This is a genomic window from Pseudomonas sp. BF-RE-25, from assembly GCF_019956105.1.
Classification (GTDB): domain Bacteria; phylum Pseudomonadota; class Gammaproteobacteria; order Pseudomonadales; family Pseudomonadaceae; genus Aquipseudomonas; species Aquipseudomonas migulae.
The window spans coordinates 14,266-40,223 of record NZ_JAHBDB010000032.1 but is presented as its reverse complement, the minus strand read 5'-3'; the positions used below and the strand labels follow the sequence as shown (position 1 = coordinate 40,223).

The 25,958-nt window shown below is 57.9% G+C and carries 23 protein-coding genes and 2 pseudogenes; 18 read left to right on the top strand and 7 right to left on the bottom strand.

Annotated elements, in window-relative coordinates; genetic code table 11:
- Positions 1 to 104: 104 nt before the first annotated feature.
- Both KGB24_RS15715 and KGB24_RS15710 read left to right on the top strand, forming a co-directional pair.
- A complete protein-coding gene (locus KGB24_RS15715) occupies positions 105 to 1,229 on the top strand; it encodes a hypothetical protein (RefSeq protein WP_223414164.1) in 1,125 nt (374 codons plus the stop codon).
- 551 nt (positions 1,230 to 1,780) lie between these two features.
- Positions 1,781 to 2,686, top strand: coding sequence for a hypothetical protein (locus tag KGB24_RS15710; RefSeq protein ID WP_223414162.1), 906 nt, complete (start codon positions 1,781 to 1,783; stop codon positions 2,684 to 2,686).
- Between the two features lie 112 nt (positions 2,687 to 2,798).
- Here KGB24_RS15710 and KGB24_RS15705 read toward each other — a convergent pair.
- The 3 genes and pseudogenes from KGB24_RS15705 to mqo all read right to left on the bottom strand — a co-directional run.
- A pseudogene (locus tag KGB24_RS15705) lies at positions 2,799 to 3,053 on the bottom strand (malate:quinone oxidoreductase); the annotation flags it as partial.
- Positions 3,054 to 3,391: 338 nt separating this feature from the next.
- Positions 3,392 to 4,207 carry a diaminopimelate epimerase gene (gene dapF / locus KGB24_RS15700; protein ID WP_223414161.1) on the bottom strand — a complete coding sequence of 272 codons (816 nt, stop codon included), beginning with the start codon at positions 4,205 to 4,207 and terminating at the stop codon, positions 3,392 to 3,394.
- A gap of 169 nt (positions 4,208 to 4,376) precedes the next feature.
- A complete protein-coding gene (mqo, locus tag KGB24_RS15695; RefSeq protein WP_032828550.1) occupies positions 4,377 to 6,023 on the bottom strand; it encodes a malate dehydrogenase (quinone) in 1,647 nt (548 codons plus the stop codon).
- A 385-nt stretch (positions 6,024 to 6,408) separates the two neighbouring features.
- On the opposite strand from mqo, the gene ilvD reads away from it, so the two are divergent.
- Positions 6,409 to 8,091, top strand: a complete 1,683-nt coding sequence (gene ilvD / locus KGB24_RS15690) for a dihydroxy-acid dehydratase (RefSeq protein ID WP_223414160.1) — start codon at positions 6,409 to 6,411, stop codon at positions 8,089 to 8,091.
- Positions 8,092 to 8,447: 356 nt separating this feature from the next.
- Here the strand turns inward: ilvD and KGB24_RS15685 are convergent.
- Positions 8,448 to 8,669 (bottom strand): annotated as a pseudogene (locus KGB24_RS15685) (hypothetical protein); the annotation flags it as partial.
- 232 nt (positions 8,670 to 8,901) lie between these two features.
- Here KGB24_RS15685 and KGB24_RS15680 point away from each other — a divergent pair.
- From KGB24_RS15680 to KGB24_RS15655, 6 genes are all read left to right on the top strand, one after another.
- A complete protein-coding gene (locus KGB24_RS15680; RefSeq protein ID WP_008032405.1) occupies positions 8,902 to 9,333 on the top strand; it encodes a nuclear transport factor 2 family protein in 432 nt (143 codons plus the stop codon).
- 208 nt (positions 9,334 to 9,541) lie between these two features.
- Positions 9,542 to 10,171 (top strand): hypothetical protein, encoded by a 630-nt coding sequence (locus KGB24_RS15675; protein WP_223414159.1) that lies wholly within the window; start codon positions 9,542 to 9,544, stop codon positions 10,169 to 10,171.
- Positions 10,172 to 10,190: 19 nt separating this feature from the next.
- Positions 10,191 to 10,865: a helix-turn-helix transcriptional regulator gene (locus KGB24_RS15670; protein WP_223414158.1), complete on the top strand. Its 675-nt coding sequence runs from the start codon at positions 10,191 to 10,193 to the stop codon at positions 10,863 to 10,865.
- A gap of 170 nt (positions 10,866 to 11,035) precedes the next feature.
- Entirely contained in the window at positions 11,036 to 11,542 is a 507-nt protein-coding gene (locus KGB24_RS15665; protein ID WP_008032410.1) for a sigma-70 family RNA polymerase sigma factor, read from the top strand.
- On the top strand, positions 11,539 to 12,516 hold the full coding sequence (locus KGB24_RS15660) for a FecR domain-containing protein (protein WP_223414157.1): 978 nt from the start codon (positions 11,539 to 11,541) through the stop codon (positions 12,514 to 12,516). The genes KGB24_RS15665 and KGB24_RS15660 overlap by 4 nt, the downstream gene beginning before the upstream one ends.
- 92 nt (positions 12,517 to 12,608) lie before the next feature.
- Positions 12,609 to 15,044, top strand: a complete 2,436-nt coding sequence (locus KGB24_RS15655; protein ID WP_223414156.1) for a TonB-dependent siderophore receptor — start codon at positions 12,609 to 12,611, stop codon at positions 15,042 to 15,044.
- A 63-nt stretch (positions 15,045 to 15,107) separates the two neighbouring features.
- On the opposite strand, the gene KGB24_RS15650 is transcribed toward KGB24_RS15655, so the two are convergent.
- Entirely contained in the window at positions 15,108 to 15,572 is a 465-nt protein-coding gene (locus KGB24_RS15650; RefSeq protein ID WP_008032416.1) for an Lrp/AsnC family transcriptional regulator, read from the bottom strand.
- A 260-nt stretch (positions 15,573 to 15,832) separates the two neighbouring features.
- On the opposite strand from KGB24_RS15650, the gene KGB24_RS15645 reads away from it, so the two are divergent.
- The 6 genes from KGB24_RS15645 to KGB24_RS15620 all read left to right on the top strand — a co-directional run bounded on the left by KGB24_RS15645 (position 15,833) and on the right by KGB24_RS15620 (position 21,497).
- Positions 15,833 to 16,810: a transporter substrate-binding domain-containing protein gene (locus KGB24_RS15645; protein WP_223414155.1), complete on the top strand. Its 978-nt coding sequence runs from the start codon at positions 15,833 to 15,835 to the stop codon at positions 16,808 to 16,810.
- 115 nt (positions 16,811 to 16,925) lie between these two features.
- A complete protein-coding gene (locus KGB24_RS15640; protein WP_008042731.1) occupies positions 16,926 to 17,567 on the top strand; it encodes an amino acid ABC transporter permease in 642 nt (213 codons plus the stop codon).
- Between the two features lie 8 nt (positions 17,568 to 17,575).
- Positions 17,576 to 18,241, top strand: coding sequence for an amino acid ABC transporter permease (locus KGB24_RS15635; protein ID WP_192229076.1), 666 nt, complete (start codon positions 17,576 to 17,578; stop codon positions 18,239 to 18,241).
- Positions 18,234 to 19,010, top strand: coding sequence for an amino acid ABC transporter ATP-binding protein (locus KGB24_RS15630; protein WP_008032422.1), 777 nt, complete (start codon positions 18,234 to 18,236; stop codon positions 19,008 to 19,010). Before KGB24_RS15635 ends, KGB24_RS15630 begins: the two co-directional genes overlap by 8 nt.
- Before the next feature lie 59 nt (positions 19,011 to 19,069).
- Positions 19,070 to 20,302, top strand: coding sequence for a diaminopropionate ammonia-lyase (locus KGB24_RS15625; protein ID WP_223414153.1), 1,233 nt, complete (start codon positions 19,070 to 19,072; stop codon positions 20,300 to 20,302).
- A gap of 25 nt (positions 20,303 to 20,327) precedes the next feature.
- The gene (locus KGB24_RS15620) at positions 20,328 to 21,497 is read left to right on the top strand and encodes a M20 aminoacylase family protein (protein WP_223414152.1); all 1,170 of its coding nucleotides are present in this window, start codon (positions 20,328 to 20,330) and stop codon (positions 21,495 to 21,497) included.
- A 47-nt stretch (positions 21,498 to 21,544) separates the two neighbouring features.
- Here the strand turns inward: KGB24_RS15620 and KGB24_RS15615 are convergent, their stop codons facing one another.
- The gene (locus KGB24_RS15615; RefSeq protein ID WP_008042728.1) at positions 21,545 to 22,051 is read right to left on the bottom strand and encodes a winged helix-turn-helix transcriptional regulator; all 507 of its coding nucleotides are present in this window, start codon (positions 22,049 to 22,051) and stop codon (positions 21,545 to 21,547) included.
- Positions 22,052 to 22,151: 100 nt separating this feature from the next.
- On the opposite strand from KGB24_RS15615, the gene KGB24_RS15610 reads away from it, so the two are divergent.
- Together KGB24_RS15610 and KGB24_RS15605 are read left to right on the top strand one after the other, a co-directional pair.
- Entirely contained in the window at positions 22,152 to 22,781 is a 630-nt protein-coding gene (locus KGB24_RS15610; protein WP_223414151.1) for an isochorismatase family cysteine hydrolase, read from the top strand.
- Positions 22,782 to 22,787: 6 nt separating this feature from the next.
- Entirely contained in the window at positions 22,788 to 24,353 is a 1,566-nt protein-coding gene (locus KGB24_RS15605; protein ID WP_223414194.1) for an aldehyde dehydrogenase (NADP(+)), read from the top strand.
- A gap of 90 nt (positions 24,354 to 24,443) precedes the next feature.
- On the opposite strand, the gene KGB24_RS15600 is transcribed toward KGB24_RS15605, so the two are convergent.
- Positions 24,444 to 25,034 (bottom strand): TetR/AcrR family transcriptional regulator, encoded by a 591-nt coding sequence (locus KGB24_RS15600; RefSeq protein ID WP_008032432.1) that lies wholly within the window; start codon positions 25,032 to 25,034, stop codon positions 24,444 to 24,446.
- A 195-nt stretch (positions 25,035 to 25,229) separates the two neighbouring features.
- Between KGB24_RS15600 and KGB24_RS15595 the strand changes: the two genes are divergently transcribed.
- Positions 25,230 to 25,943, top strand: a complete 714-nt coding sequence (locus KGB24_RS15595) for an SDR family oxidoreductase (RefSeq protein ID WP_008032433.1) — start codon at positions 25,230 to 25,232, stop codon at positions 25,941 to 25,943.
- Positions 25,944 to 25,958: the final 15 nt, after the last annotated feature.

The window sequence follows — 25,958 nt, the reverse complement described above, 5'->3', positions numbered from 1 at the left end:
AGCGGACATTGGACTATTCGAATCATACAGCCTTGGTACAAGTGGACTAGCTGTGATCAGTGACTGTTATACTGTTGAGTTAAGCTAGCCGATGGATACGGATGATGAAAATAGATTTCTTTAAAGACCCAAGCAACAATAAAAAGAAGCTGCACCCTCAATATATCCAGCTCAAAAACAGCCCCGGCTTTAAACCCGCCCGAACTATTTTGAGAGCTATTCAAAAAAAATTCGTAGATCCAGATGGGAATTTTGTCGAGCAATTTCAGACCACTGGTTTTGACCAGAGAACATTTGAATTATTTTTAAACGAATTATTCAAGTCACACAGTTTCAAAATTGACCGAAAACATGATCGCCCTGATTTTCTTTTGAGCAAAGGTGACCGCACGATAGCATTAGAAGCGGTTACCGCGAACCCATCAAACAACAGCGGAATTATTCCCTACTCAATGCTCCCTGATCTTGGTAGCACGGATAGTGAGCTAGGTGAACTTTATCGTCATGAAATCCCGATACGCCTAGGCAGCCCCTTATTCTCAAAATTAAAAAAAGAATATTGGACCTTGCCTCAAGTTAAAGGAAAATCGTTAGTAATTGCAATTCAAGATTTTAGCCGTCCAGGCTCCTTGACCTCTTCTTCGTCTGCACTTGCTCAATATCTTTATGGTGTTGAATATAATGCCATGAAGGACAAGTCCGGCAACTTGATTGTTCTTCACAAACCCATTAAAGAGCATGTAAAAGGATCAAAAATAATTCCATCTGGCTTTTTTGATTTGCCGGGCGCGGAAAATATATCTGGTATTCTTTTTTGCAATGCCGGCACCATAGCCACATTTAATCGCATTAGTCATGCAGGCAAAGGGAATGATCCAGCTTTAAGAATGATTCGATATGGGACATCCTATCGCCATGACAAAAACGCTACCCTCCCCGCACCATTCATGTATGAAGTCGGCACCTATCAATCTGAAAAAGAAACTTGGAATCAAGGAACCATTTTTTTTCACAATCCAAATGCGATAATTCCTCTTCCGATCGGATGGGTAGGTGCTTCAGCTGATACATACCTCAAAGATGGCGAACATGTTACAAATTTTCATGACGACTTTCATCCATATATGTCTATAACACAGATTTTCAACGAAAGTGACAACAGAAAAAAAATTGATGACTATTTACAATCAATTTGGAAATCACTTACTGATATCTTCCCTATTGATTGAATCTAAAAATTAGACCAGCGTGTTCTCCCCCCCCAAGCAGTTCCAGAGAGCGCGTACACTCGGCCAATGTTAGTCATGTGATCGTCTGCATAGGATTCGAACTAGGATCACTACAGACCGCTTCAGGCCATAAAATACGGACATCCAAGCTCAGCCCTTCGGTGCTTTACGACCTGTTGCGACCTCCGAGCGGCCCTAAATTTGCCATAGGCCGCATTCAATGATCACCCTGCACCTCCTTCCTGCCGAGGTCTACTTTAGGCCAGCAGCTACCGCTTATGAGCGAGTCGCCACCTGTCGGCGGAGGCAAATGGCAAATGGCAAATGGCAAATGGCAAATGGCAAATGGCAAATGGCAAATGGCAAATGGCAAATGGCAAATGGCAAGTGTGGCTTGAGGTATGAGCCATAACGCACTCATCATAAGGGCTGAGCGACACCCAAATGCCGATCTAACTAACTCTATCGAGCATCAGCACAGGGACTGCTCAGCATTGCAATCGGCACGCCGCCGATGATGATGATTTACAAAAAGAATTTAGGAGGCGTCAGTGCTCAAGCGCATCGAAGAGTGGAAAAGGATTTTTGATTTAGAAGAGAATGCCATTACTAAAGCCCTAACCCGAATGGCTTGGGATGTTGCCGCATTTTCGTGCGTGGTTGAAATGGTGCGCCAAGCTCCAGAGGTCGGTGGCGAAAAGCAGCTCAATAGCTTGGTAATGGACATGTTGGCGTCCGGTTTCTGGGCAGGAACGATGCAGGGAATCCGGCGACTGGTCGAGAAGGAACCTATTCGCGGCCCCAAAAGCGTGTGCTCTCTCGGTGGTCTGATTGCCGATGTTCGCGCTTCGCGTGGGAAGCTCACGCGCGAGGCCTACGTCAGAGATATTGCCTGCCTGGAGTACAACTACCTCCGCACTCGCGCCGCGAGCGACGCCTACGCCATAGAGCAGCTTCGACAGGGGAACCGCAATTACTGGGTACCGATTGAATTCCACCATGAGCTTGCGATGAAACGGCACGAGGAATTTGATTGGCTCAGCGGCGTGACTGCGAACCTCTCTAGGCCTGATGATCTCATTCGGGTGGAAATATTCGACATGCTTGAGTCCCGTTTGGAGCGGCTATCGTCCGTGATTGATCACGTCAACGTCGACATTGCCCACGCTGCCACAGAGGCAAGCCGTCAAGGGCGAGTTCTGGAACGCTGGGGCTTGACTGACGCCAAGCAGGCTATGCGTGAAATTGCTGAGGTTGCGCATGTAGTGGGTACTTGGTTTTGTTATAGCGGCGCAGGTACTGTATTACCCGTCGCACAGTTCGACCAATTCAAGCATCTGGAGAGTCCGATGTTCACTGGTGATCGTGCCAAGCTGGTAGCCGTGTGGACGGAATTTGATCGCGAAGCACAGCAATGGCATCAAGTGGATCCGACCAAGTGGATGAATGTAGAGTGAGACCAAAAGAGCGCCACGATTCCAACTAAAAAATACATTTTTACCTTATACGTTAAGCGCCCACCTATGGCCGGAGACGGTCACTCACGAACGGCAGCTTTTGGCTGTGGATTCAACCGATCGATGCAACAGATTGGCTAAATCGTTCAGCGGGTGTTTCGTAGTTTAGTGTTTTCCGGGGGCTGCTACCTAAGCGATCGCTAGTAACTGAGTCATAACCCCACTCTTCTGCAACCTTCTCAGGACGGCTATTCAGCTGGGTGCCGTAGCTCGGCACGACCTGGTGCAGTTTTTCCTGCCGGACTGGCGAAGCGACCTTATCCTTGAACACTTTCTGCAGCACGGCCAGCATGATCGGTGCAGCCGTCTAATATACGACTGGTCACCAATAGCGCTGGTTTGTTGGATACCATCGCTGGCGAAAAATTCTCCGTAGCGCCTCCATGGGTAGCGTTCAAGGGCTACAACGCTTCTTGGTGGGGAGGCCATATGCAGGGTGCCCAGGGTTACTACAACGACAACTATTTCCTTCCCTTTCTCACTCAATTGAGTGACACAGAAAGACAGGCATATTACGCAAGATATGAGGCTACGGACGAGCGGATCAAGGCCCTGGAGCTCATGTATGACGATGAGTGAATGGGTTCATTAAGGCCTACTTCGAAGCCAACGGGGGCTCCTCCGCTTTTCACGACAAAGCAGTAATCAATTTTTCAACAAGCTATCCGCAACTGTCCCTGAAAAAACTGCCTCTACCGGCCCAATCAAAAAGACCGAACCCACACTATCCCATTGAACCGTAACACTCCCGCCATCACATTCAACCTCAACAGTATCGTCCAACAACCCCCGTCGAATCCCGTTAACCGCAGCGCCACAAGAACACGAACCTGAACCCAGCGGAATACCGCCCCAACGCTCCCAAATGCGCAGTCGAATATGCTTGCGGTCAATGATCTGAACGAAATGCACATTCGTCCTGAGCGGAAACAGCGGGTGGGTTTCAAGGGCGGGTCCGATGGCCGCAATATCAATCGCCGTCAGGTCATCCACAAAAAAGGTGCAGTGCGGATTGCCCATGCTGCACGCCGCCGGGCCGCCATCAAGGGGCAGAACCAACGTATCCATTTCCTGAGCCAGGGGAACATCCGACCAGCCAAACAACGGCTGCCCCATGCTGACGGAAATGTTGCCGTTGGAGGTTCGTTGGCAAGTGAGCAGCCCTCGGTTGGTCCGAAGCGTTATCGACGTCGAATTCGATTCGCGCATCAGTCTGTCCGCAGCACCCCGCGTTGCGCTGCCACACACATCCAGCGTGGAGCCATCGGTGTTCCAGAACATCAACCGCGCATCGGCGTCTTCGCAATCGAGCACCACCGCGAGTTGATTGAAACCGATGCCGCGGTGGCGATCTCCCATTCGCCGAGCCAGGGCACTTGTCACTGGGTTAGCCGAGTTTCGCGCGTCCACGACCACGAAGTCGTCGCCATTGGCGTGCATCTTATGGAAACTCAGCGACATAGACAGATCCCTGTGGTGAATGGCCGTTTGCAGGCGATCTAGCCCCATTCGCAGTGCTTTTGCAAGTTGCGTGAGGGTAAGCGAAAACTACCCACCTGCCCTGTATTCCAGGCACAAAAAAGCCCACTGACCGTCACCGGTGCAGTGGGCTTTTTGACTGGGCGTCTGGTTACAGAGCCATATCAGTTGCAGCGTTTGCCTTCGGCGCTTTTGGCGCTTCAGCCGGGGCAGCTGCCGGGGCCGCTACTTGACCGATCGCCGGTGGCGGGGTCAGTTGCAGGACCTTGGCGGTGTAAGCCCACTCTTGTGCAACCTTCTCAGGACTGCCATTCAGCTGCGTGCCGTAGCTTGGCACGATCTGGTGCAGTTTTTCCTGCCAGGCTGGCGAAGCGACCTTGTCCTTGAACACTTTCTGCAGCACGGTCAGCATGATCGGCGCAGCGGTCGAAGCACCTGGCGATGCGCCCAGCAGACCGGCGATGGTGCCGTCAGCGGAAGCAACGATTTCGGTGCCCAGTTTCAGCACGCCACCGGCAGCTTCATCACGCTTGATGATTTGCACGCGCTGGCCGGCTTGCCACAGGCGCCAGTCTTCAGCCTTGGCGTTCGGGAAGTATTCTTTCAGGGCGTTGAGGCGGTCTTCGTCAGACAGCATCAGCTGACCGGCAAGGTACTCGACCAGCGGGTATTCCTTGATGCCGACCTTGGTCATCGGCCACACGTTGTGCGTGGTGGTGGTGGTCAGCAGGTCCAGGTACGAGCCTTCTTTGAGGAACTTGGTGCTGAAGGTCGCGAATGGGCCAAACAGGATCACGCGCTTGCCGTCCAGGACACGGGTGTCCAGGTGCGGAACCGACATTGGCGGTGCGCCAACGGAGGCTTTGCCGTAGGCCTTGGCCAAGTGTTGTTCGGCGATGGTCGGGTTTTCGGTGACGAGGAACGAGCCGCCGACCGGGAAGCCTGCGTATTCCTTGGCTTCAGGAATGCCGGACTTCTGCAGCAGGTGCAGGGCACCGCCGCCCGCACCGATGAACACGAACTTGGCGTCGGTTTCGGACTTGCTGCCGTCTTTCAGGTTTTTGTAGCTGACGCGCCAGCTACCGTCTTCGTTCTTGGTGATGTCTTGCACTTCGCTAGACAGTTTCAAGTCGAATTTCGGGGTGGTTTGCAGGTGCGCAACGAACTGGCGGGTGATTTCGCCGAAGTTCACGTCGGTGCCGATCGGGGACCAGGTGGCCGCGATTTTCTGGTTCGGGTCGCGCCCTTCCATCATCAGCGGAACCCACTTGGCGATCTGCGCCGGGTCTTCCGAGTACTGCATGCCAGCGAACAGCGGGCTCGCTTGCAGGGCTTCGTAGCGCTTTTTCAGGAACTTGATGTTGTCATCGCCCCACACAAAGCTCATGTGCGGTGTAGAGTTGATGAACGAACGCGGGTTTTTCAGCACGCCTTGCTGAACCTGCCAGGCCCAGAACTGACGGGAGATCTGGAACGCTTCGTTGATTTCAACGGCTTTCGGGATCGAGACATTGCCCTTGTCGTCTTCCGGGGTGTAGTTCAACTCGGCCAGGGCGGAGTGACCGGTACCGGCGTTGTTCCAGCCGTTGGAGCTTTCCAGGGCGACGCCGTCGAGGCGCTCGATCATTTCCATCGAGGTGCCAGGTTCCAGCTCATTGAGCCATACACCCAGGGTCGCGCTCATGATGCCGCCGCCGATCAGCAGCACATCGACTTTCTTTGCCTCTTCCGCGTGAACGGACGTGATCCCCATCGACAAAGCCAGCCCCAGCAGGGCCGTGTTCATTTTCTTAAACATCTTGTAGCACCTTTGATAAAACGTCATCCGCCCTTCCATCCTCACGACGAAACCCTTGTTTCACACGGCATTCAGGCAAATGTCGTGGGGGCTCGCACATGAGATCCGGAGGGTGGGCACACAAGGCCGACGTGATCCATCGACCTCAGTTTATATGTCCCTACTGAACTGACTTTTTATCTTTATTGGCTTCAGCTACTTGAGCGACAGTGATTCTGTTGGCGCGTCTCGAGGACACGCAAACTGAATAGGTCAAACCAAGTTGAGGTGAAGAATATCACGCCGGAGCAAACCCGCGCGTCTGTTCCCGACCTGATAGTCCGAACACGCGCGCCGGGGCCACTATACTCAACCTGTTTTTTCGATGAACCGGTGAGGAGCAGTCATGAGCGATAAAAACGATCTGCGCAAATATTCCTCTCAAGTGGTCGATGGCGTCGAGCGCGCGCCCGGTCGCTCGATGCTGCGTGCCGTGGGTTTCACCGACGAGGACTTCAAGAAACCGCAGATCGGCATCGCCTCGACGTGGGCGATGGTCACGCCGTGCAACATGCACATCGACAAGCTGGCGGTCGAAGCCGAAAAAGGCGCGAATGCCGCCGGGGCCAAGGGCGTCATTTTCAACACCATCACCATTTCCGACGGCATCGCCAACGGCACGGAAGGCATGAAGTATTCGCTGGTGTCACGCGAGGTGATTGCCGATTCCATCGAGGTCGTGGCCGGTTGCGAAGGCTTCGACGGCCTGGTGACTGTGGGCGGTTGCGACAAGAACATGCCGGGCTGCCTGATCGGCATGGCGCGGCTGAACCGCCCTTCCATCTTCGTCTATGGCGGGACGATTCGGCCCGGTGCCGGTCACACCGACATCATTTCCGTGTTCGAAGCCGTGGGCCAGAATGCGCGTGGCGACATCAACGAAATCCAGGTCAAGCAGATCGAGGAAGTGGCGATTCCCGGCCCCGGTTCCTGCGGCGGAATGTACACCGCCAACACCATGGCCTCGGCCATTGAAGCGCTGGGCATGAGCCTGCCCGGTTCCAGCTCTCAGGACGCTGTCGGCAGCGACAAGGCCTCGGACAGTTTCCGCGCCGGCCAGCAGGTCATGGAGTTGTTGAAGCTGGACCTCAAACCGCGGGACATCATGACCCGCAAAGCCTTTGAAAATGCGATCCGCGTGGTCATCGCCCTCGCCGGCTCGACCAACGCGGTGCTGCATCTGTTGGCCATGGCGCATGCGGTGGACGTCGAGTTGACGCTGGATGATTTCGTCGAGCTGGGCAAGGTCTCGCCGGTGGTGGCCGACCTGCGCCCCAGCGGCAAATACATGATGAGCGAACTGGTCGCCATCGGCGGCATTCAACCGCTGATGAAGCGCATGCTCGCGGCCGGCATGTTGCATGGCGATGCGATGACGGTGACCGGCAAGACCCTCGCGGAAAACCTCGAAAACGTGGCGGATTACCCCGAAGGCCAGGACGTGATTCTGCCCTTCGACCAGCCGGTGAAAAAGGACTCGCACCTGGTGGTGCTGCGCGGCAACCTTTCGCCCACCGGCGCGGTGGCCAAGATCACGGGCAAGGAAGGTTTGCGCTTTGAAGGTACGGCGCGGGTCTACCACGGCGAAGAAGGTGCGCTGGCCGGGATTCTCAATGGCGAAGTGAAAGCGGGCGACGTGATCGTGATTCGCTACGAAGGACCCAAGGGCGGCCCGGGCATGCGCGAAATGCTCTCGCCGACATCGGCGGTCATGGGCAAGGGGTTGGGCAAGGATGTTGCGTTGATTACCGACGGCCGTTTTTCCGGGGGTTCCCATGGTTTTGTGGTGGGGCATATTACGCCGGAAGCCTTTGATGGCGGGCCGATTGCGTTGATCGAAGACGGCGACAAAATCACTATCGATGCCGAAACCCGGCAGATCACGGTCGGCGTTTCCAATGCAGAACTGGCCGAGCGCAAAACCCGCTGGGTGCGGCCGGAATCCAGGTACAAACGCGGGGTGTTGGCGAAGTATGCGAAGACGGTGTCCAGCGCCTCCGAGGGTGCCGTCACCGATAAATACCTTTAATGCTTTGATTCTGCCTCGTTTGAGCGATTGCCATCGCGAGCAGGCTCGCTCCCACAGTTGATCTTCGCGTTGACGCAATCAATGTGGGAGCGAGCCTGCTCGCGATGGGGTCCGGTCTGGCAACATCAATGTTGAATGGATATCACAGGCGAAGCCGATCCGCCGACTGCGACAATTTCCCCGCCAGCGCCGACAGGTCATCCGCCTCCGAGGGTGCCGTCACCGACAAATACCTGTAGGAGCCAGCTTGCTGGCGATGCTAACAACGCGGTATCCCGTCAAACCGCGTTGCTCCTATCGCCAGCAAGCCGGCTCCTACAGGTTCGTGTTTATTTTCAGAGGCGAAACCGATCCACCGACTGCGACAATTTCCCCGCCAGCGCCGACAGCACATCCGCGCGTAACGCGTCATGCATCATGTCGGCTTCGAGGTGATTGCGCAGCGCGGTCATGCTGACCTCGTTGTCATTCACCGCGGTCGCCATTTGCGAATTTCCCAGGTAACTGACCAGGCTCATGATCAAGGCCGTGAGCAGGCCGGTGCCGATCAGCAAGAGCAAGCGTAATTTTATCGACACTCTGTGGGTCTCCTGTCAGTGGGTGCGGCCATTCGCGCATGACTTCTGAACAGGTTATCGACTGCGTCACAGTGCAATTGAAGGGCTATTTGCGTTCGTGCGGTTTTTACGACATGCGGTAATTCCCCCAGGCCATGTTCGTTTTTTTCTCAGCGCATGCTAGGTTGTACGACGACTGATGAATGATCTTTATGTTCATCACTCGATCACCCACAACAACAAGGAAACACCCATGAAAAAAGCGAAATTGCTGGTTGGATTTCTGTGCCTGTTCAGTGGCTATGTCGCGGCCGCCCCGTCCGCCGCTGAAAAAGACGTGGCCCAGGCTGTCGACCACCTGACCCAGGCCATGCTGAAAAAGAACATTTCCGAACTGAACGCTCTGACCGCCGAAAACCTGACCTACGGGCACTCCAGCGGGAAAATCCAGAACAAGCAGGAATACATCGCCGACATCGAAACCGGTCGGAGCGCTTTCAAGACCCTCGAAATGCAAAACCAGACCATCACCCTGTCCGGTGACGTGGCGTTGGTTCGCAACCATTTCTCGGCACAGGCGCTGAAAGGCACTGAAGTGATTCCGACTGAAATCGAGAACTTCCAGATCTGGCAGAAACAGAAAGGCCACTGGCTGCTGGTCGGGCGTCAGGCGTTCAAGTTCTGATTTGGGTTGTGTAGGAGCGAGCCCGCTCGCGATGGCCCCATAAGCGCCGCGTTGATTCAGGCAAACTGCGTCATCGTTGACGCTCATCGCGAGCGGGCTCGCTCCTACAATGACCGTTGATCTGCGCGCGGGGCGTCGGCTCGATAAAAACATATTTTTATGCTTAAATTGATATTGTCGAACAATCCCACTTCCCGAGGGTGCCGTCATGAATATCAAGATCCTGGCTTTAATGTTGTTGGCGTTCTGTGCTCAACCGGTCTGGAGTCAGACGCCGCCCGCCTCAACGGCTGCGCCTGACAGCGTTGCATTGACCACACGGCTGACCTTGCGCGACCTGTGGGTCGAACATGTGTTCTGGATCAGAAACTACGCCATCGCCAATCAGGCTGCCGACAAGCAGCAAGCCAAAGTCGCCGCCGATCAGGTGGTCGACAACGCAACCAAAATCGCCAATAGCATCGCCCCGCTCTACGGTCAGCCCGCTGCCGATCAGTTGCTCAAATTGCTGGCCGGCCACTGGGGCGCGGTGAAGCACTACAGCGATGCAACGGTCGCCAAAGACGGCAAAGGCAAGCAAGCCGCAGTCGCGGACCTGACCGGCAATGCCAAGGCGATTGCCGCGTTCCTGGCCAAAGCCAACCCCAACTTGCCTGAAGACACGCTGGTTGCCATGCTCGGTGCTCACGGGGGTCATCATGTCGCACAGATCGATGAACTCGCCGCACACGATTACGCGGGCGAAGCGCGGACCTGGCACATGATGCGCGGCCATATCCTGGCGCTGGCCGATGCGCTGACGGCGGCACTGGTCAAGCAGTTCCCGGACAAGTTCTGACGTCGGGCGAGGACACACCATGCTGGAAGGACTGGGCCGGACACAGCAAGACCTGCTCAATGCGCTGCTGCACCATGCGAGCGGCATGAGCATTGACGAGTTGGCCGAACAACTGGCCGTCACGCGCACTGCGATTCGCCAGCATCTGGCGGCGCTTGAGCGTGACGGCCTGGTGTTGCGGGGCGAAACCCGGCCGACGGGCCGGCGTCCAGAGCAACTGTACCGGCTCACCGACCATGCCAAGGAGCAGTTTCCTCGCCAGTATCAAATGCTGGCGAGTGTGCTGATCGATGAAGTGGCCGGCATCATCGGTCCCGAAGCGCTGGCCACGCTGATGCGCAGCATGGGCCGAAAACTGGCGCGGGATCGTGAATCGCAGGTGGTCGACGAAGCCAGGATCGTGCAGCACATGAACCAGGCGGGATACCAGTCGGAGGTGTTCTTTCGCTCCAGCGGTGACCCGGAAATCGTCGCGCACAACTGCGTTTTTCACCGACTCGCAGAGGCCCATCCGGTGGTCTGTGAACTGGACCTGGCCTTGATCGGCACGCTGGGCGGCGCAGAAGTCGATCACACGGAATGCATGGTGCGCGGCGGTAACGTCTGTCGGTTCAAGCTTCGACCAAGCGCAGAAACGGCCACCGGGCCTGATAACTTGCGGCCTTCTGAGCAAACAGATCCGGTTGATGATTGAGCCGTCTTCTACATCGCCCAGATCGTAAGACGCGTACACCTCGCCGCCCTCCCTATTCAGGTCGAGGCAGCGTTGGCCGAATGGCATCCGGCGAAGTCAGAGATTGCAGTGGCGATCCTCTCAAAGGTAGTATTGAGAACGATTCACACTAACATCTGGAAAGCCAACCGGTGCAAGTTCCTCCGACCAGCAAGCTGGGCTTCTTTTTCAGCGACCATCATCGCTGGCTGCTGCAGCATATCCAGCGGCGCCTGCGCAATCACGCGGACGCTGAGGACACCGCCGCCGATACGTTTTGCCAGATGCTGGTGGCCCGGGTAGACCCCGACAGCATCGAACAACCTCGCGCGTACCTGTCGACCATTGCCCGACGACTGATCTTTGACCGTCATCGCCGGCGCAAGCTGGAACTGGCCTACCTCGAACGCCTGTCCACGCTGCCTGAATCGTTCGCCCCCTCCCCTGAAGAACAGTTGCAACTGATCGAAGCCCTGGTCGCGATCGACCGGGCGCTCGACGGCTTGCCACTGGTCGTCAAAGCCACGTTCCTCTACAGCCAGCTGGACGGTCTGAGCTACGTGGCGATTGCTCACAAAATGGGGCTTTCGGAACGCACGGTCAGCCGCTACATGAAACAGGCATTGCGTCAGTGCTACCTGAGCGAGTTGACGCCATGAGCAAGCCGCGCCTTGACCCGATCAGCGAGCAGGCCATCGACTGGATGGTAAGCCTTCGTGCCGGCAAGCCCGATGCCGCACTGCAAGAACGGTTCAACGCATGGCTGGCGATGGACCCCGCACACGCCCGGGCCTGGGCCACCTTGCAGGAACGCCTTGGCGGTTCCTTCAACACGATTCGTGCCCTGGATCGGCGCCTGCCCGGTCAAGCCAACGAAGCGCGGCAACTGCTGTTGCAGCCCCACGGTTCACGCCGCGATGCGCTCCGCGTGATCGCGGGCCTGGGTCTGTTGGGCGGCGGCGCGTGGCTCGGCATTCGCAGCCCGCTGGGTGACTCGCTGCTGGCGGATCTGCACACCGGCCGTGGCCAGCGTCAGGACTTCACGCTGGCCGACGGCAGCCGCCTGAGTCTGAACGCGAACAGCGCGGTGGACCTGCGCTTCGATGACAAACAAAGGCTGGTGATTCTGCGCCACGGCGAGCTGGTGATTCAGGTGGCGGCCGACCCCCTGCGGCCGCTGCGGGTGCGCACCGCTCAAGGTGAAATACGGGCGCTGGGCACCCGTTTCCTGGTGGCTCAGGAACAAGACGCGACTCGCGTTGTGGTGCTGCAACACTCGATCGAAGCCCGACTGTTCGACGGCACGACACTTGACCTGCAGGAAGGTCAATCGGCCTTGTTGTATGCAGGGAACATTGTCCCGGTGGCCGGCGATCAGCTTCATCGCGCCGATTGGCTCAGCGGGCGATTGAACGTGCTGGACGATCCCCTGGAACACGTCGTCGATGCGCTGCGCCCGTACAGCCGGGGTTTTGTCCGCGTGGCTCCCGAGGTTCGCGGCTTGCGCGTCCAGGGCGTATTCCCGTTGAACGATCCCGATCGGGTGTTCACGGCCCTGGCGGAAACCCTGCCGATTCGCGTGGATCGCTACAGCCCATGGTTGACGCTGATACGTGCAAAAGAGTCGCGCTGATAAATTTTTTTGAAAATAACTCTCATTCGTGTCCGGTTTTCATTTCTCGTCCCACCTATCTCCTGACACTTCCACATTTTCAGGAGAACGCTGTGTTCAACCCGTGGCCCCATGCCCTTTCCGCCGCTGTCGCCCTGGCAACCCTGGCGAGCCCTGCCCTGTCGCAGGCGCAAGACCTGATGTTCAACCTGCCGGCCGGCCCACTCGCCAGCACGCTGAATGCCATCGCCAGTCAGAGCGGCCATATCGTTTCATTGGAGCCTTCGCTGGTGCAGGGCAAACAAGCACCGGCGGTGGTCGGCCAGATGCCTGCGGAACAGGCGATGCAGAAGGCGTTGTCGGGCAGCGGCCTGCAATTGCGAGTGACCGGGCAAGGTAACTTCAGCGTCGAGCCAGCCCCGGACAACAGCGCGGCGTTGCAGCTGGGCGTGACCAACATCGTCGAACGCAGCACCGACGCCACCACCGAAGGCTCAGGCTCCTACGCTGCGCGGGCGGTGACCATCGGCAAGGGCACCCACACCCTCAAGGAAATCCCGCAGTCGGTCACGGTGATGACCCGCAAGCAAATGGACGATCAGGATATCGTCGATCTCAAGGACGCGGCCAACAAGACCACCGGCCTGGTCGGTGCCCAAGGCGTCGGCAGAGGCCTGATTCTGAGCTCGCGCGGTTTCCAGATCGATGACTGGCAGTACGACGGCGTGCCGATTCCGCGCAACTATTACTCGCTGGGCAACTGGGCCACGCAGGACCTGATTTTCTTCGATCGCATGGAAGTGCTACGTGGCGCGTCCGGCCTGCTGCAAGGCACCGGCAGCCCTGGCGGCGCGGTCAACCTGGTGCGCAAACGCGGCCAGGCCGCACCGATAGTGACCCTCACCGGCAAGGCCGGCTCATGGGACCACTACGGTCTGCAACTGGACGCCGGCGGGCCGCTGAACCAGGCCGGCACCGTGCGCGGGCGCTTCATTGCCGACCAGGACGACAGCCACTCGTTCGTCGATTCCGAATGGTACAAGACCACCTCGCTGTACGGCGCGCTGGACTTCGACCTGCGTGAAGACACCACCCTGGGCCTGGCAGTCAGCCAGTCCGACGGCGAATCGCGCTCGAATGTCCGCGGCTTCCCCCGCTACGCCGGCGGTAAGCCCATCGACCTGCCGCGCAGCACGTACACCGGGGCCAAGTGGAACCATTCGGACATCGATGTCACCACGCTCTACACCGACCTGGAACACCGTTTCAACGACGATTGGGCCTTCAAGGTCGGCGCCGTGCGCATGACTGAAACCAATAAAGCGAAAAACCAACGGGTGCAATCCAGTGGCAACGGCATCAATGCCGATGGCAGCGGCGTGCAGTACGCTGACTTCGTGACGGACATGGACTCCACCAAAGTTGCTCTGGACATGAACCTCAACGGCAAATTCGAAGCCTTGTCCATGCAGCAGGAAATCATGGTGGGCGGCAACTATTCCAAATACACGTCAGACGACAAATTCGCCCGAACCTTCAATAACAGTGCCGACACCATCTTCGACATTGATCACAACCGTCCCGAAATCAGCTACGAGGGTTTGCTCAATAGCCCCGGTGGCCGTGGGACACCAAGCAAGTATGACATCCGCCAAAAAGGCCTCTACGGCAGCTGGCGGGTCAAGCCGATTGATCCGCTGACCCTCGTGCTCGGCTCACGGGTCAGTTGGTACGACTACAGCTATAAATCGTGGCGCCAGGACGCGACCAGCATTACCGCCGATCCTGAAAGCACCAGCAACGAAAACGGTGAAGTCACCCCCTTCGCCGGTATCGTCTATGACTTGAGCCGCGAATGGGCGATCTATACCAGCTACACCAACGTGTTCACACCGCAAACCGAACGCACTACAAGCGGCTCGGTAGTCAAACCGATCATCGGTACGAACTACGAGGTGGGTCTCAAGGGCGAGCTGATGGAGGGTCGGGTCAATACGTCCCTGGCGTTGTTCCGTTACGACCAGGAAAACCGCGCCACGCTCGATATGGACGGAGGGCAAAACTGCGACGGTTGGTACTGCTCGAAAGCATCCGGCAAAGTACGCAGCCAGGGTCTCGACGCCGAAATCAGCGGCGAAGTGCTGGACGGTCTGCAACTGTTTGCCGGTTATACCTACAACACCACCAAGTACCTCAAGGACCCGGACAACGAAGGCAAAGTCTTCAGCTGGTGGACGCCGAAACACATGCTGCGTGTCTGGGGCAACTACCAGTTGGGTGGCGACTGGAGCCGTGTGAGTACCGGCCTGGGCTTCACGACCCAAAGCCATACGCTGGGTTACGACCACGTCGTCAACGTACCGGGCTACACCGTCTGGAATGCCCGTGTCGGCTACCAGCTCTCCTCGGAGATCGAGCTGGCGATGAATGCCAACAACCTGTTCGACAAGACTTACTACACAGCGGCCTACAACCAGATCAACGGCAACAACAACTACGGTGAACCACGCAACGTGATGTTCAGCGTGAAATACACGCCGGAGTTCTAACACCACCGTTCGACCATCAACGCCCTCCTTCCGGCTGCTGTCGCAGGGAGGGCCGTTTCAGGGTCATTCAATTTCCAACGGTATCGCAAACGTTCTTTTATTATTCTGCATCGCGACAAACGTCTTGAACTGCTTGATGTTTCCGAAGAAAAACAACTCTCTGGTTAATTGTTCGTACTCACTCATGTCTCGTACATTCAACACCAGCAAAAAATCAAAATCCCCCGTCACATAATAAACCTGCTGAACTTGCGGACAACTCACAAAGCGCCGCTTTATCTCATCCAGCAAATCAAGTCTTTCATTCTCTAGTTTAACTTCGACGATAACGGTAATCGGTCGGCCGACCGCTGCCGGGTCGACAATACTCACGTTATATCTGATCACTCCCGCCGCTTCGAGGGCGGCGATTCTTCTATTGACTGCCGAGGGAGACAGGTTCACGCCCTCAGCCAGTTCCCGCTGGGAAATCCGGTTGTTTTCCTGAAGGAAGTTGAGAATTTTGCGGTCATAGGCATCTAGCTGCATGGGAAAACTCCTTCACCTGGGGCCCAGCCATTACAGCAGAAAAGGCACCTGGACGCTCATTCGTTGCGCACAAGCCCTTGTACCAACGCACATGGACTGACCGCCGCGCAACAAAATGCTGAAAACGCAACGATGGTGCGTTTGACGCCGCGATTTTCGAGCAATCGTGCGCCCCCTGAGCATTAGCATCGTTTTATCCCACCTGCTTGTCAGGCAAGGGCTGCGCTCCACCCGCCGAAAACAATAAAAACGGAGAAAGCATGACTAACGCCATCTCACCCCCAATCGCAGCTTTTAGTTTGGTACTGCCCCACCACTTAACCGATGGGAGTTTCACGATGAACAGTGCTCAAGAAAGTCGAGTTGACCGCCGTATCATTTCAAAGGCCGGTCGTTTTCTTATCGTTGGCGCAGCCAGTCTTATCTTCAGCCTCGGTATTACCGGCGCAGCGAGTGCAGCCAGCCTGGCAGAGATAAACACTCGCGGCACACTTAACGTTGCAACCGAAGACAGTTATTACCCTTTCGAATTTATAAAGGACGGTGAGTCCGAGGGTTTCCATAAGGACGTTATCGCGGAGCTGCGCAAGTACGCTCAATTCAAAGTGAATCAGGACATCATGCCCTGGACCGGCCTGCTGGCGGGTATCACCTCCGGGAAGTACGACGCCGCCATCACCGGCGCCGGTGTTACTGAGGAACGCCTGGGCGCCTTTGACTTCGTGGCACCGGTCGCCCCTGAGGTCTCGCATTACATCAAGCGCGCAAACGATGACCGCATCAAAAGCGTCTCGGACCTTTCCGGGTTGATCGTCGGCGTGCAGGCCGGTGGTGCGCAACTGGCCCGACTGACGCAGCTGGATGCAAAGCTCAAAGCCTCCGGCGGTTCCATTGGCAAGATCGTGCAGTACCAATCCTACCCGGAGGCGTATGCCGATCTGGCGAACCACCGACTCGACTACGTTGTGAACTCGATCGTGCCCGCCAACATGCTGGTGAAGGAACGTCCACAGGTGTTTGCCGTTGGCGAGGCCACTTCAAGCATGGGCTACATCGCCTGGCCAGTGGCCAAGGGCAACAAGGAACTGCTCGATTACCTGAGTGGTTTTGTGAACCACTTGCGTGACACCGGCAAGCTCGCCGAACTACAGAAAAAATGGCTCGGACAGTCGTTCGATGACCTGCCTCGCGAGCCGATTACTTCTGCGCCACAGTTCACTCAACTGACCGCGAAATAACCTGAGAGCCGCCATCGTTGGCGCAAGAAGTGTCAGCGATGGTCAGGTCAGTAGATCGTTCTTTTGACCCGGCAGGTAGCCGACAGCCAAAAGACTTGTTCGAAGGATGTTTTCAATGCAAAGCAGTGACTGGATCACGCTTGTGTACGCGGCCTGGACGACCCTTTGGGTGTCCGGCATTTCTATCGTGCTTGGCATCATTCTGGGGCTGGTTGTTGCCATGTTGCGGGCGGCAAAAATCCCGGTCTTGAGCCAGGCCCTCGCCGTCTATGTCAGTTTGATCAGGGCGACACCGATGGTCACGCTGGTGCTGTTTCTGTTTGTGATTGCGCCCTCCATCGGCTGGGAAGTCGACGCCCGGGTGGTGGCCATTGCGGCCATGACCCTCAACACCACGGCGTTCAACGCCGAGATCTGGCGCAGCGCCCTGACCAGTTTCTCGCGCGAACAACTGGAAGCGGCAAAAGCCGCCGGCATGACCACGGGGCTGACACTTCGCCGCATCATGCTCCCGCAGATGTTGACCACCAGCCTTCCCGGGCTTGTGAACGAAATGTCCCTGTTGGTCAAAAGCAGTCCCGCGATCGCCATGATCGGCATTGTGGACCTGACGCGCGTGACGAATAGGATCGCGGCCGTCACTTACGATCCGCTTCCTCCCATCCTCGCGGCGGGCCTGCTTTACATCGTGATCATCGGTGGACTTGTCCGCTTCCAGAGAATTGCAGACTCGCGCGCCAAGCGCCTGGCCATGTAGGGGCTCCCATGAACGGAATTGAAATGCTGTGGGACAACCTCGACGTGTTCGCGGCCGGGCTGCAGAACACACTCATACTCTTTGGCGTGTCGTCGGCCTGCTCATTTATGTTGGCCTGCGTTATCGCTTTCCTGCTGGAAGGACAGGACAACCTGTTTCGACGGCTTGTTCGCTGGGCGCTGGACCTGATGCGAATGCTGCCCTTCCTGATCTTCCTGTACCTCCTTTACTACGGGCTTCCCAACCTGGGTATCAGCCTGGATGTATGGTCGGCGGGTTTCATTGCCCTGATTACGTATCACGGTGCTTATTTCGCCGAGATCCTGCGGGCGGCGAGAACCGCGCTGCCCGCAGGCCAGGCGGAAGCGGCCTATGCCCACGGCTTCGTCAACTCAAACATGTACTGGAGGATTCTCCTCCCGCAAATGGTGATGCGTTCCGGGCCGCTCTTTGGCAACCAATTGGTCTGCCTGCTGAAGGACACCGCCTTCCTGTCGATCATCACATTGATGGATCTGACGGCTGCGGCCTCTGCTGTACAAGCCAAATATTTTGTTCCGTTGCCGCCCTTCATATTCGTGATCGCACTGTATTGGTCCATCACCCTGTTGGTTGAGGCATTACTTCGTCGCCTGGGTCGCCGAGCGCAGAAAAGAGGATTGGTCCATGAATAAGTCCGCCCCGGTCGTTGAAATCCGCGACCTGCATAAACACTTCGCCGGCATTGAGGTGCTTCGCGGCATCAACCTCAAGGTCGAGCGAGGACAGACTGTCAGCATTCTGGGCTCTTCCGGCTCAGGCAAATCCACCATGTTGCGTTGCATCAACTGGCTGGAAGTGCCTGATACCGGTGAAATTTACATCGGCGGTGATCGCATGGGCGTTAAAAGTGGCGGCGGCAAAGCCATGTCCAATCGCGAACTGGCGGCGATGCGTGCAAGAACCGCCATGGTATTCCAGAGCTTCAATCTCTGGCCCCATCTGACCGTGCTTCAGAATGTCACCGAGGCGCCCATTCATGTCATGGGTGTCAGTCGCAAAGAGGCCAATGATCAGGCGGTTGCGCTGCTGGAGAAAGTCGGCCTGTCGCACAAGCACGATGCTTATCCCTGGTCGCTGTCAGGAGGCCAACGGCAGCGGGTTGCCATTGCGCGAGCCTTGGCGATGAACCCGCAAGTCATCTTGTTCGATGAGCCAACGTCTGCGCTCGATCCAGAACTGGTCGGGGAAGTCCTGGCGGTGATGCGTTCACTGGCCGAAGACGGTTTCACGATGGTCATCGTGACCCATGAAATGGAATTTGCCCGCGCCGTCTCCAACGAGGTCGTGTTCATTGAAAAAGGACAGATCATTGAAAGAGCGGCACCGGAAAAATTCTTTACCAACTCAGACAGTGAACGCGTTCGGCAGTTTTTAGGGCGTTACAGAACGACCACGGCATGACTGCCCCTGGAACTCGCCAAAACGCGCACGCCTTTTCTCCAGCGTTACAAGGAACCGCTATGTTTTTCGCTAACCCACGCGCCTCTCGCAGCACCTACCCAAAACACCTTCAGGACATCATGAGTGTCGACGCGGCCCATGAGTCACGAGACTGGCTATCGAGTTGGAAACACCTGAACCAAAAGGCGACACCGCTGTGGGAACTTCCGGGCATGGCTGAAGAACTCGGCGTGGCCGGGTTCTGGGTCAAGGACGAATCGACACGTTCACCCCTGGGCAGCTTCAAGGCACTCGGCGCACCGATCGCGCTGATCAGGCTGATTCTGCGGCTGATGCCCCATGAATCCTTTGATCCCAAAGGGCTCATCACCGGCCAATATCGGCAGCGCCTGCATGATTTCACGGTCATCAGTGCCACTGACGGCAATCACGGGCGAGCCCTGGCGGCTGCGGCACAAAGCGTCGGCTGCCAATGCGTCATCGTTTTGCATGCCAACGTGAGTACGGAGCGCGAGGCGGCCATTGCCGCGTATGGCGCCCGCATCATCCGGGTTGAAGGTAACTACGACGAGTCGGTGGAACATACCGCCGCCGTGGCAGAACAAAACGGTTGGCCGGTGGTGTCGGACACCTCGTATGAGGGTTATGAGATCGTCCCTCGCGATGTGATGCAAGGCTACGGCACCATCGCCGCCGAGTTGATCGAGCAAACCACGGGCAATGCCCAGGCGGCCTGCCCTTTCACCCACGTGTTCCTGCAAGGGGGGGTGGGAGGAATGGCAGCGGGCATCAGCAGTTACCTCTGGGAAATTTACCAGGAACAGCGTCCCGTCTTCGTCATGGTCGAACCCCGGCAAGCGGATTGCCTGTACCAAAGTGCGGTTCAGGGCCTGCCCGCCAAAGCAACAGGCTCGGTGGACTCGGTCATGGCGGGCCTGGCCTGCGGCGAAACCTCTCCCCTCGCCTGGCGATTCCTCGAACCGTGCGTAGATTTTTTTATGACCATCAGCGACGACGACGCCGTGTCTGCCATGCAGCAGCTGGCTCACGGCAGTCCGACCGACATTCCTGTGGTGGCCGGTGAGTCGGCGGTGGCCGGCCTGGCAGCGCTTCAAATCCTGCTACGCGATTCGGCAACAGCCAGAACAGTCGGCATCGACCGAGACTCCCGAGTGCTCATCATCAGTACCGAAGGTGCGACGGCCCCGTCGGTCTACGAGCGTCTGGTGGGTGAATCCGCGCAAGCGGTCACTGCCCGTCAGCACCAATGGCAGCTACAAAAAAATGTGTGATCAACAGAACGCAGGAGCCCATGCAGTGATCGACGACCACGAGTTTCACGCGCAGCTGGTCAGCTGGCGTCACCACCTCCATCAACATCCAGAAGTCGGTTTCGAGGAAATCCACACGTCCGACTACGTGGCTGATGCGCTCGCGTCGATGGGCCTTGAGGTGCATCGGGGCATTGGCGGCACAGGCCTGGTCGCCAGTTTGAAGGTCGGAGACAGTCCGGCGGTGGTGGGGCTTCGGGCCGACATGGATGCACTGCACATTCACGAAGATGCTCCGGGGCGGCATCACGCCTCGGTAACCGCAGGAAAAATGCATGCCTGCGGTCATGACGGCCACATGTCCATGATCCTCGGCGCCGCCAGGCTGCTGACCACCACTCGTGATTTCAACGGAACGGTACGCTTCATTTTCCAGCCCGCCGAAGAACACGGCTGTGGCGCCAAAGCGATGATCGCTGATGGCCTGTTTGATCGTTTCCCGGTGGATGCGATCTACGGCGCTCACAACATGCCGGGGCTGCCTGCCGGCACAATCGCGACGCGCTCTGGAGGGATCATGGCCAGTGAGGACAACTTCGTTATCCGGATCAAGGGCCAGGGCACGCACGCGGCACGACCGCACATGGGGGTTGACCCGATCGTCATCGCTTCCGAGGTGGTGCTGGCGCTGCAAACGGTGATTTCCCGCAACCTCGACCCGAGCGTTCCGGCCGTGATTTCCTGCACAGAGTTCATCACCGACGGCATCCGCAATGCGATTCCAACCCACGTCGTCATCAAGGGCGACACGCGCAGCTACGCGCCCGAAGTCCAGGCCATGCTGGAAAGGCGCATGCGAGAAATCTGCGAAGGCATTTGCAGGCTCCACGGCGCATCGTGCGAGTTCGAATACACCCATGAATTCGCACCCACCGTGAACTGGGAAAAGTGCACCCCCATCGCTGTCGCGGCGGCGACCCGAATTGTTGGCCAGGACCGGGTGAATGCGGACATCCAGCCGATGATGATTTCAGAGGATTTCGGCGCGTTCCTGCAGGTCGTACCCGGCAATTTCGTGTTTATCGGCAACGGTGACACAGCGGATGAAGGGGGGACTCCGCTTCACAATGCCAGGTATGACTTCAACGACAATGTGCTGGCCACGGGGGCGCACTATTTCGCCGAAGTTGCCCGTACAGCACTCGCTGCGGGATAACCCGCCACAGAGCAGCACGACAACGTGCTGCTTTTTCTGTCGGGTGGCTACGCGCTTCGACTGCCCTTGAACGCCTCACGCCGCGCCTGCCTCTCTGCGCGGTACGCCGCGCTCTGCTCACTGATCAGCTCTTCGCGGCGCAACAGCTCACCGCAATGTGCGCACAGCGGCCCTAACCCGGCGGGCTCGCCACAGGTTTTGTGGGTGTACACCACCGCCAACCCTTCTTCCGGCGACTTGCACCAGGTTTCGCCCCAGGCGCGCAGTGCCAACACCACCGAGTAGAAGGCCTGCCCTTTCGCGGTGAGGTGATACTCGTAGCGCGGTGGCCGTTCGTTGTAGAGGCGGCGTTCTACCAGGCCGTCGGCTTCCAGGTTTTTCAGGCGTGTAGCGACCATTTGCGGGGTGCCGCCGGTCTGCGCCTGGATCTCGTCATATCGATGACTTCCCATGAACAACTCACGCAGGACCAGCACGGTCCAGCGGTCGCCCACGACTGTTTCGGCCCGCGCAATCGGGCATAGAGTGTCGGGAGCAGCAATGTTGGTCGACATACGGGCTTGCCTCTTTCGCTGTAACTATGATTATCATATCAACAAGATGCCCAGGCAAGTCCCCGGCACCGATCACTCAACTTTTGTGGAGAACATCGTCATGTCGAACGCCCTTTATCCGCTCAACAGGACCGCCTATCTGCTGGTCGATCCGTACAACGATTTCCTCTCGGAAGGCGGCAAGGTTTTCCCCTTGATCAAGCCGATCGCCGAGCAAGTCGGCCTGCTCGACAACCTGCGCACGCTCGACCGCACGGTTCGCGCCCTCGACATTCCGGTCGTCATCGTACCGCACCATCGCTGGGAACACGGTGACTACGAAGGCTGGGACCATCCAACGCCGACCCAGTGCAAGATCATGCACATGCACCACTTTGCTCGCGGGGAATGGGGCGGCGAATGGCATCCGGATTTTGCGCCGAAGGACGGTGACATCGTCGTGCAGGAGCATTGGGGTTCGAGTGGTTTCGCCAACACCGACCTGGATTTTCGCCTCAAGCAAAAAGGCATCACCCACGTGATCATCGTCGGTCTGCTGGCCAACACCTGCATCGAAGCGACCGCCCGTTATGCATCGGAAATGGGTTACCACGTCACCCTGGTGCGCGATGCGACCGCCGCCTTCCGCCCGGAAATGATGCACGCCGCCCACGAGTTGAACGGCCCCACGTTTGCCCATTCGATTGTGACCACGGACGAACTCGTCGCCGCCCTCGCAGGGCAGGAATAACCGATGATGAAACTGACAGGAAACCTGATCATCGGGACCCACGATGTCGCGGCCACCGAAGGAACGATGAAAGCGCTCAACCCCGCGACCAACACGCTGATCGAACCGGATTTTGCCCTCGGCGGCGTCGCGCAAGTCCACCAGGCAGCAACGCTCGCGGACGAAGCGTTCGACAGTTACAGCCATACGTCGCTCGCACGGCGCGCGGCGTTTCTCGAGAGCATTGCCGACAATCTCGAGGCCACCCGCAAGGAGCTGGCGGCACGGGCCGCGCTCGAAACAGGTTTGCCAGAAGCTCAGCTTGAGGGCGAAGCGAGCAGAGCCGCCGTCCAGTTCCGTCAGTTCGCGGAGGTCGTGCGCAAAGGCCGCTTCCTGCAACTGGCCATCGATCCGGCACAACCTGATCGTCAGCCTCGCCCGCGCATGGACCATCGCCTGCAGAAAATGGCCATCGGCCCGGTGGCCATTTTCGGTGCGAGCAACTTTCCGATTGCCTATTCCGTGGCCGGTGGCGACACCGCTTCGGCATTGGCCGCCGGCGCGACCGTCATCCTCAAAGCGCACAACGCCCATCCGGGGGCTTCGGAAATCCAGGCGCGGGCCATCCAAAAGGCCGTGCAGGAGCACGGGTTGCACGAGGGGGTTTTCTCGATGGTACGCGGCAGCGGCAACACCATCGGCGAAGCGCTGGTCGATCATCCTTTGATTAAAGCCGTGACGTTTACCGGTTCGGAGCAAGGCGGCATGGCGCTGTATCGGCGCGCGCAACTGCGGCCCGATCCGATCCCGGTGTTTACCGAAATGACCAGCATCAACCCCACGTTCATCCTGCCCGCAGCCCTGGCCGAGCGCGGCGCGCAGATCGGCGATGGTTTTACCGAGCGCATGCTGGTCAATGTCGGGCAAGCTTGCCTCAGACCGGCTCTGCTGATCGCGATCAAAGGCGCCGGCCTCGAAGCGCTGCGCGCCACCATGGTGCAGCGCGTCAGCGAGGCCGCAGCCCGCACGATGCTGACGCCGGGGATCCATGCGTCATACCTGAACGGTCTCGCAACGATGGAAAACGCCGGTGCGCAGCGCATTGCCGAAGGCGCGGCCGCCAGCGCCGACGTTGACGGCCAATCGGCGTTGCTGGAGGTCACCGGCCAACGTTTCCTCGAGGAAGCCGCCCTGTCGCAGGAAGTCTTCGGACCATCGGCGCTGCTGGTGACCGTCGAGGACGAGGCCGAACTGCTCGCCATTGCCCGTTCGCTCAAAGGCCAACTCAGCGCCGCGCTGCACCTCGAAACAACTGACTTGCCACTGGCCCGACGCCTGTTGCCGGTGCTGGAGCGCAGGACCGGACGCATCGTCGTCAACGCCTTCGCCCATCCGCAGGAGGTGACGCACGCCACTGTTCACGGCGGACCGTTTCCGGCGACCTCGGACAGTCGCTTCACCTCGGTGGGCATGACGTCGATCGAACGCTTCCTGCGGCCGGTGGCTTACCAGGGGTTTCCGGATGCGCTGTTGCCTGAGGCACTGCGTGATTTCAACCCGCTGGGGCTGCCTCGGCTGGTGGACGGGCAGTAGGCGCCACCCAGCGCTGAACGTCTTGCGAGTCAATGGCCAGAATCGCGATCGATAGCACGATGGCGCGCTTTCAAACGCCGGTCTTTGCAGCTAGACCGGTTTGCCCAGTGCGTTGTCGATCATCAGACGAACGCCCCGCAACACTTGCGCCGACACCTCTGGCCTGGCCTTCGCCGTGGCGCGCGCAACCGAAAGAGCACCGACCATGGCGGCAACGATGGCCATGGCAGTGTCCAACGCGTCGACGCCGGGGTTGTTGGCAGCAACCCTGCGCTCAAACGCCCGAACCAGCACCATGTAACCCTCGGTAAACGTAGCGCTCGCCGCAACATCCTGACGGCCGATTTCGCTGGCGGACGCGGCCATTGCGCAGTGATCGGCGTAGTCGTCGCGCTTGTCGACGGATAGATAGTCAGACAGGAAACGATCCAGGTCCGGCTCGCCATCGACGGTGCCCGAATAGAGCTTGGCATTGCCCTGCGCCAGGCTCCACGCCAGCGCCTCGGCCGCCAGTGCTTCCTTGGACGCGAAGTGCGCGTACAGCGCGCCGTGGGTCAAACCGGCCGACTTGCTGATTTCGGCAACGCCCACCCCGTCGATTCCTTTCTGGCGAAACAGACGGCTCGCCGCCTCGATCAGTGCCGCGCGATTTTCTTCAGCTTTTTCTTTCGAGATTTTCATAATGAGGCTCCTCCGCGCACACTCTCGCACATTATCGTTGTAGTCGCAATTAACAAGAATGGCAGTAATTACCGGTCGTCGCAGAGGATCACATTCCATCTTGACTTTAATAATTACGACTACCATTATAAATTCATTGATTGCGACCGCAATCTCAATGAGCGTAAGTCGCTCGCCCAGCCAGAGCACACCACCATGAACATTAAAGATTCCGTAGCTTTTGTTACCGGCGCCAACCGTGGTCTTGGCCTCGCCTTCGCAAAAGAACTCGTGGCACGTGGCGCGAGCAAGGTTTATGCAGGGGTGCGCAACCCTGAAGGCGTCGACATTCCGGGGGTGATCGCCATTCGCCTCGACGTCAGCGACCCGGCATCGGTTGCTGCAGCGGTGGCCCAGGCTGGCGACGTGACACTCTTGGTAAACAATGCCGGCATCGCCCGCGTGCTGCCCTCCATGCTGGATCCTGGCCTGGTGGAAGCTGCCCGCGAAATCTTCGAAACCAATTACTACGGCGTCATGCACGTCAGCCTCGCCTTCGCACCCATCCTCAAAGCCAACGGCGGTGGCGCGATCGTCAACGTACTGTCGGACGCGACCTGGATTGCCGCGCCTTTCCTGTCCGCCTATGCAGCATCGAAAGCAGCGGCGTGGAGCTTCACCAATTCGCTGCGAATCGAACTCCATGGCCAAGGCACAAGTGTGCAAGGGCTGCACGTGGGTTTCATCGACACCGACCTGACACACGGTTTTGATGTACCGAAAGTCCAGCCATCCGACGTCGTGATCCAATCGCTGGACGGAGTGGAAGCGGGACTACAGGAAGTGCTCGCAGACGAAGGCACACGCGCCATCAAAGCCAGCCTGTCTACCGGGCAAGCGGCTTACCTCAACGCCCAGACCGTTGCGTAAGGGGCACACAGTGAA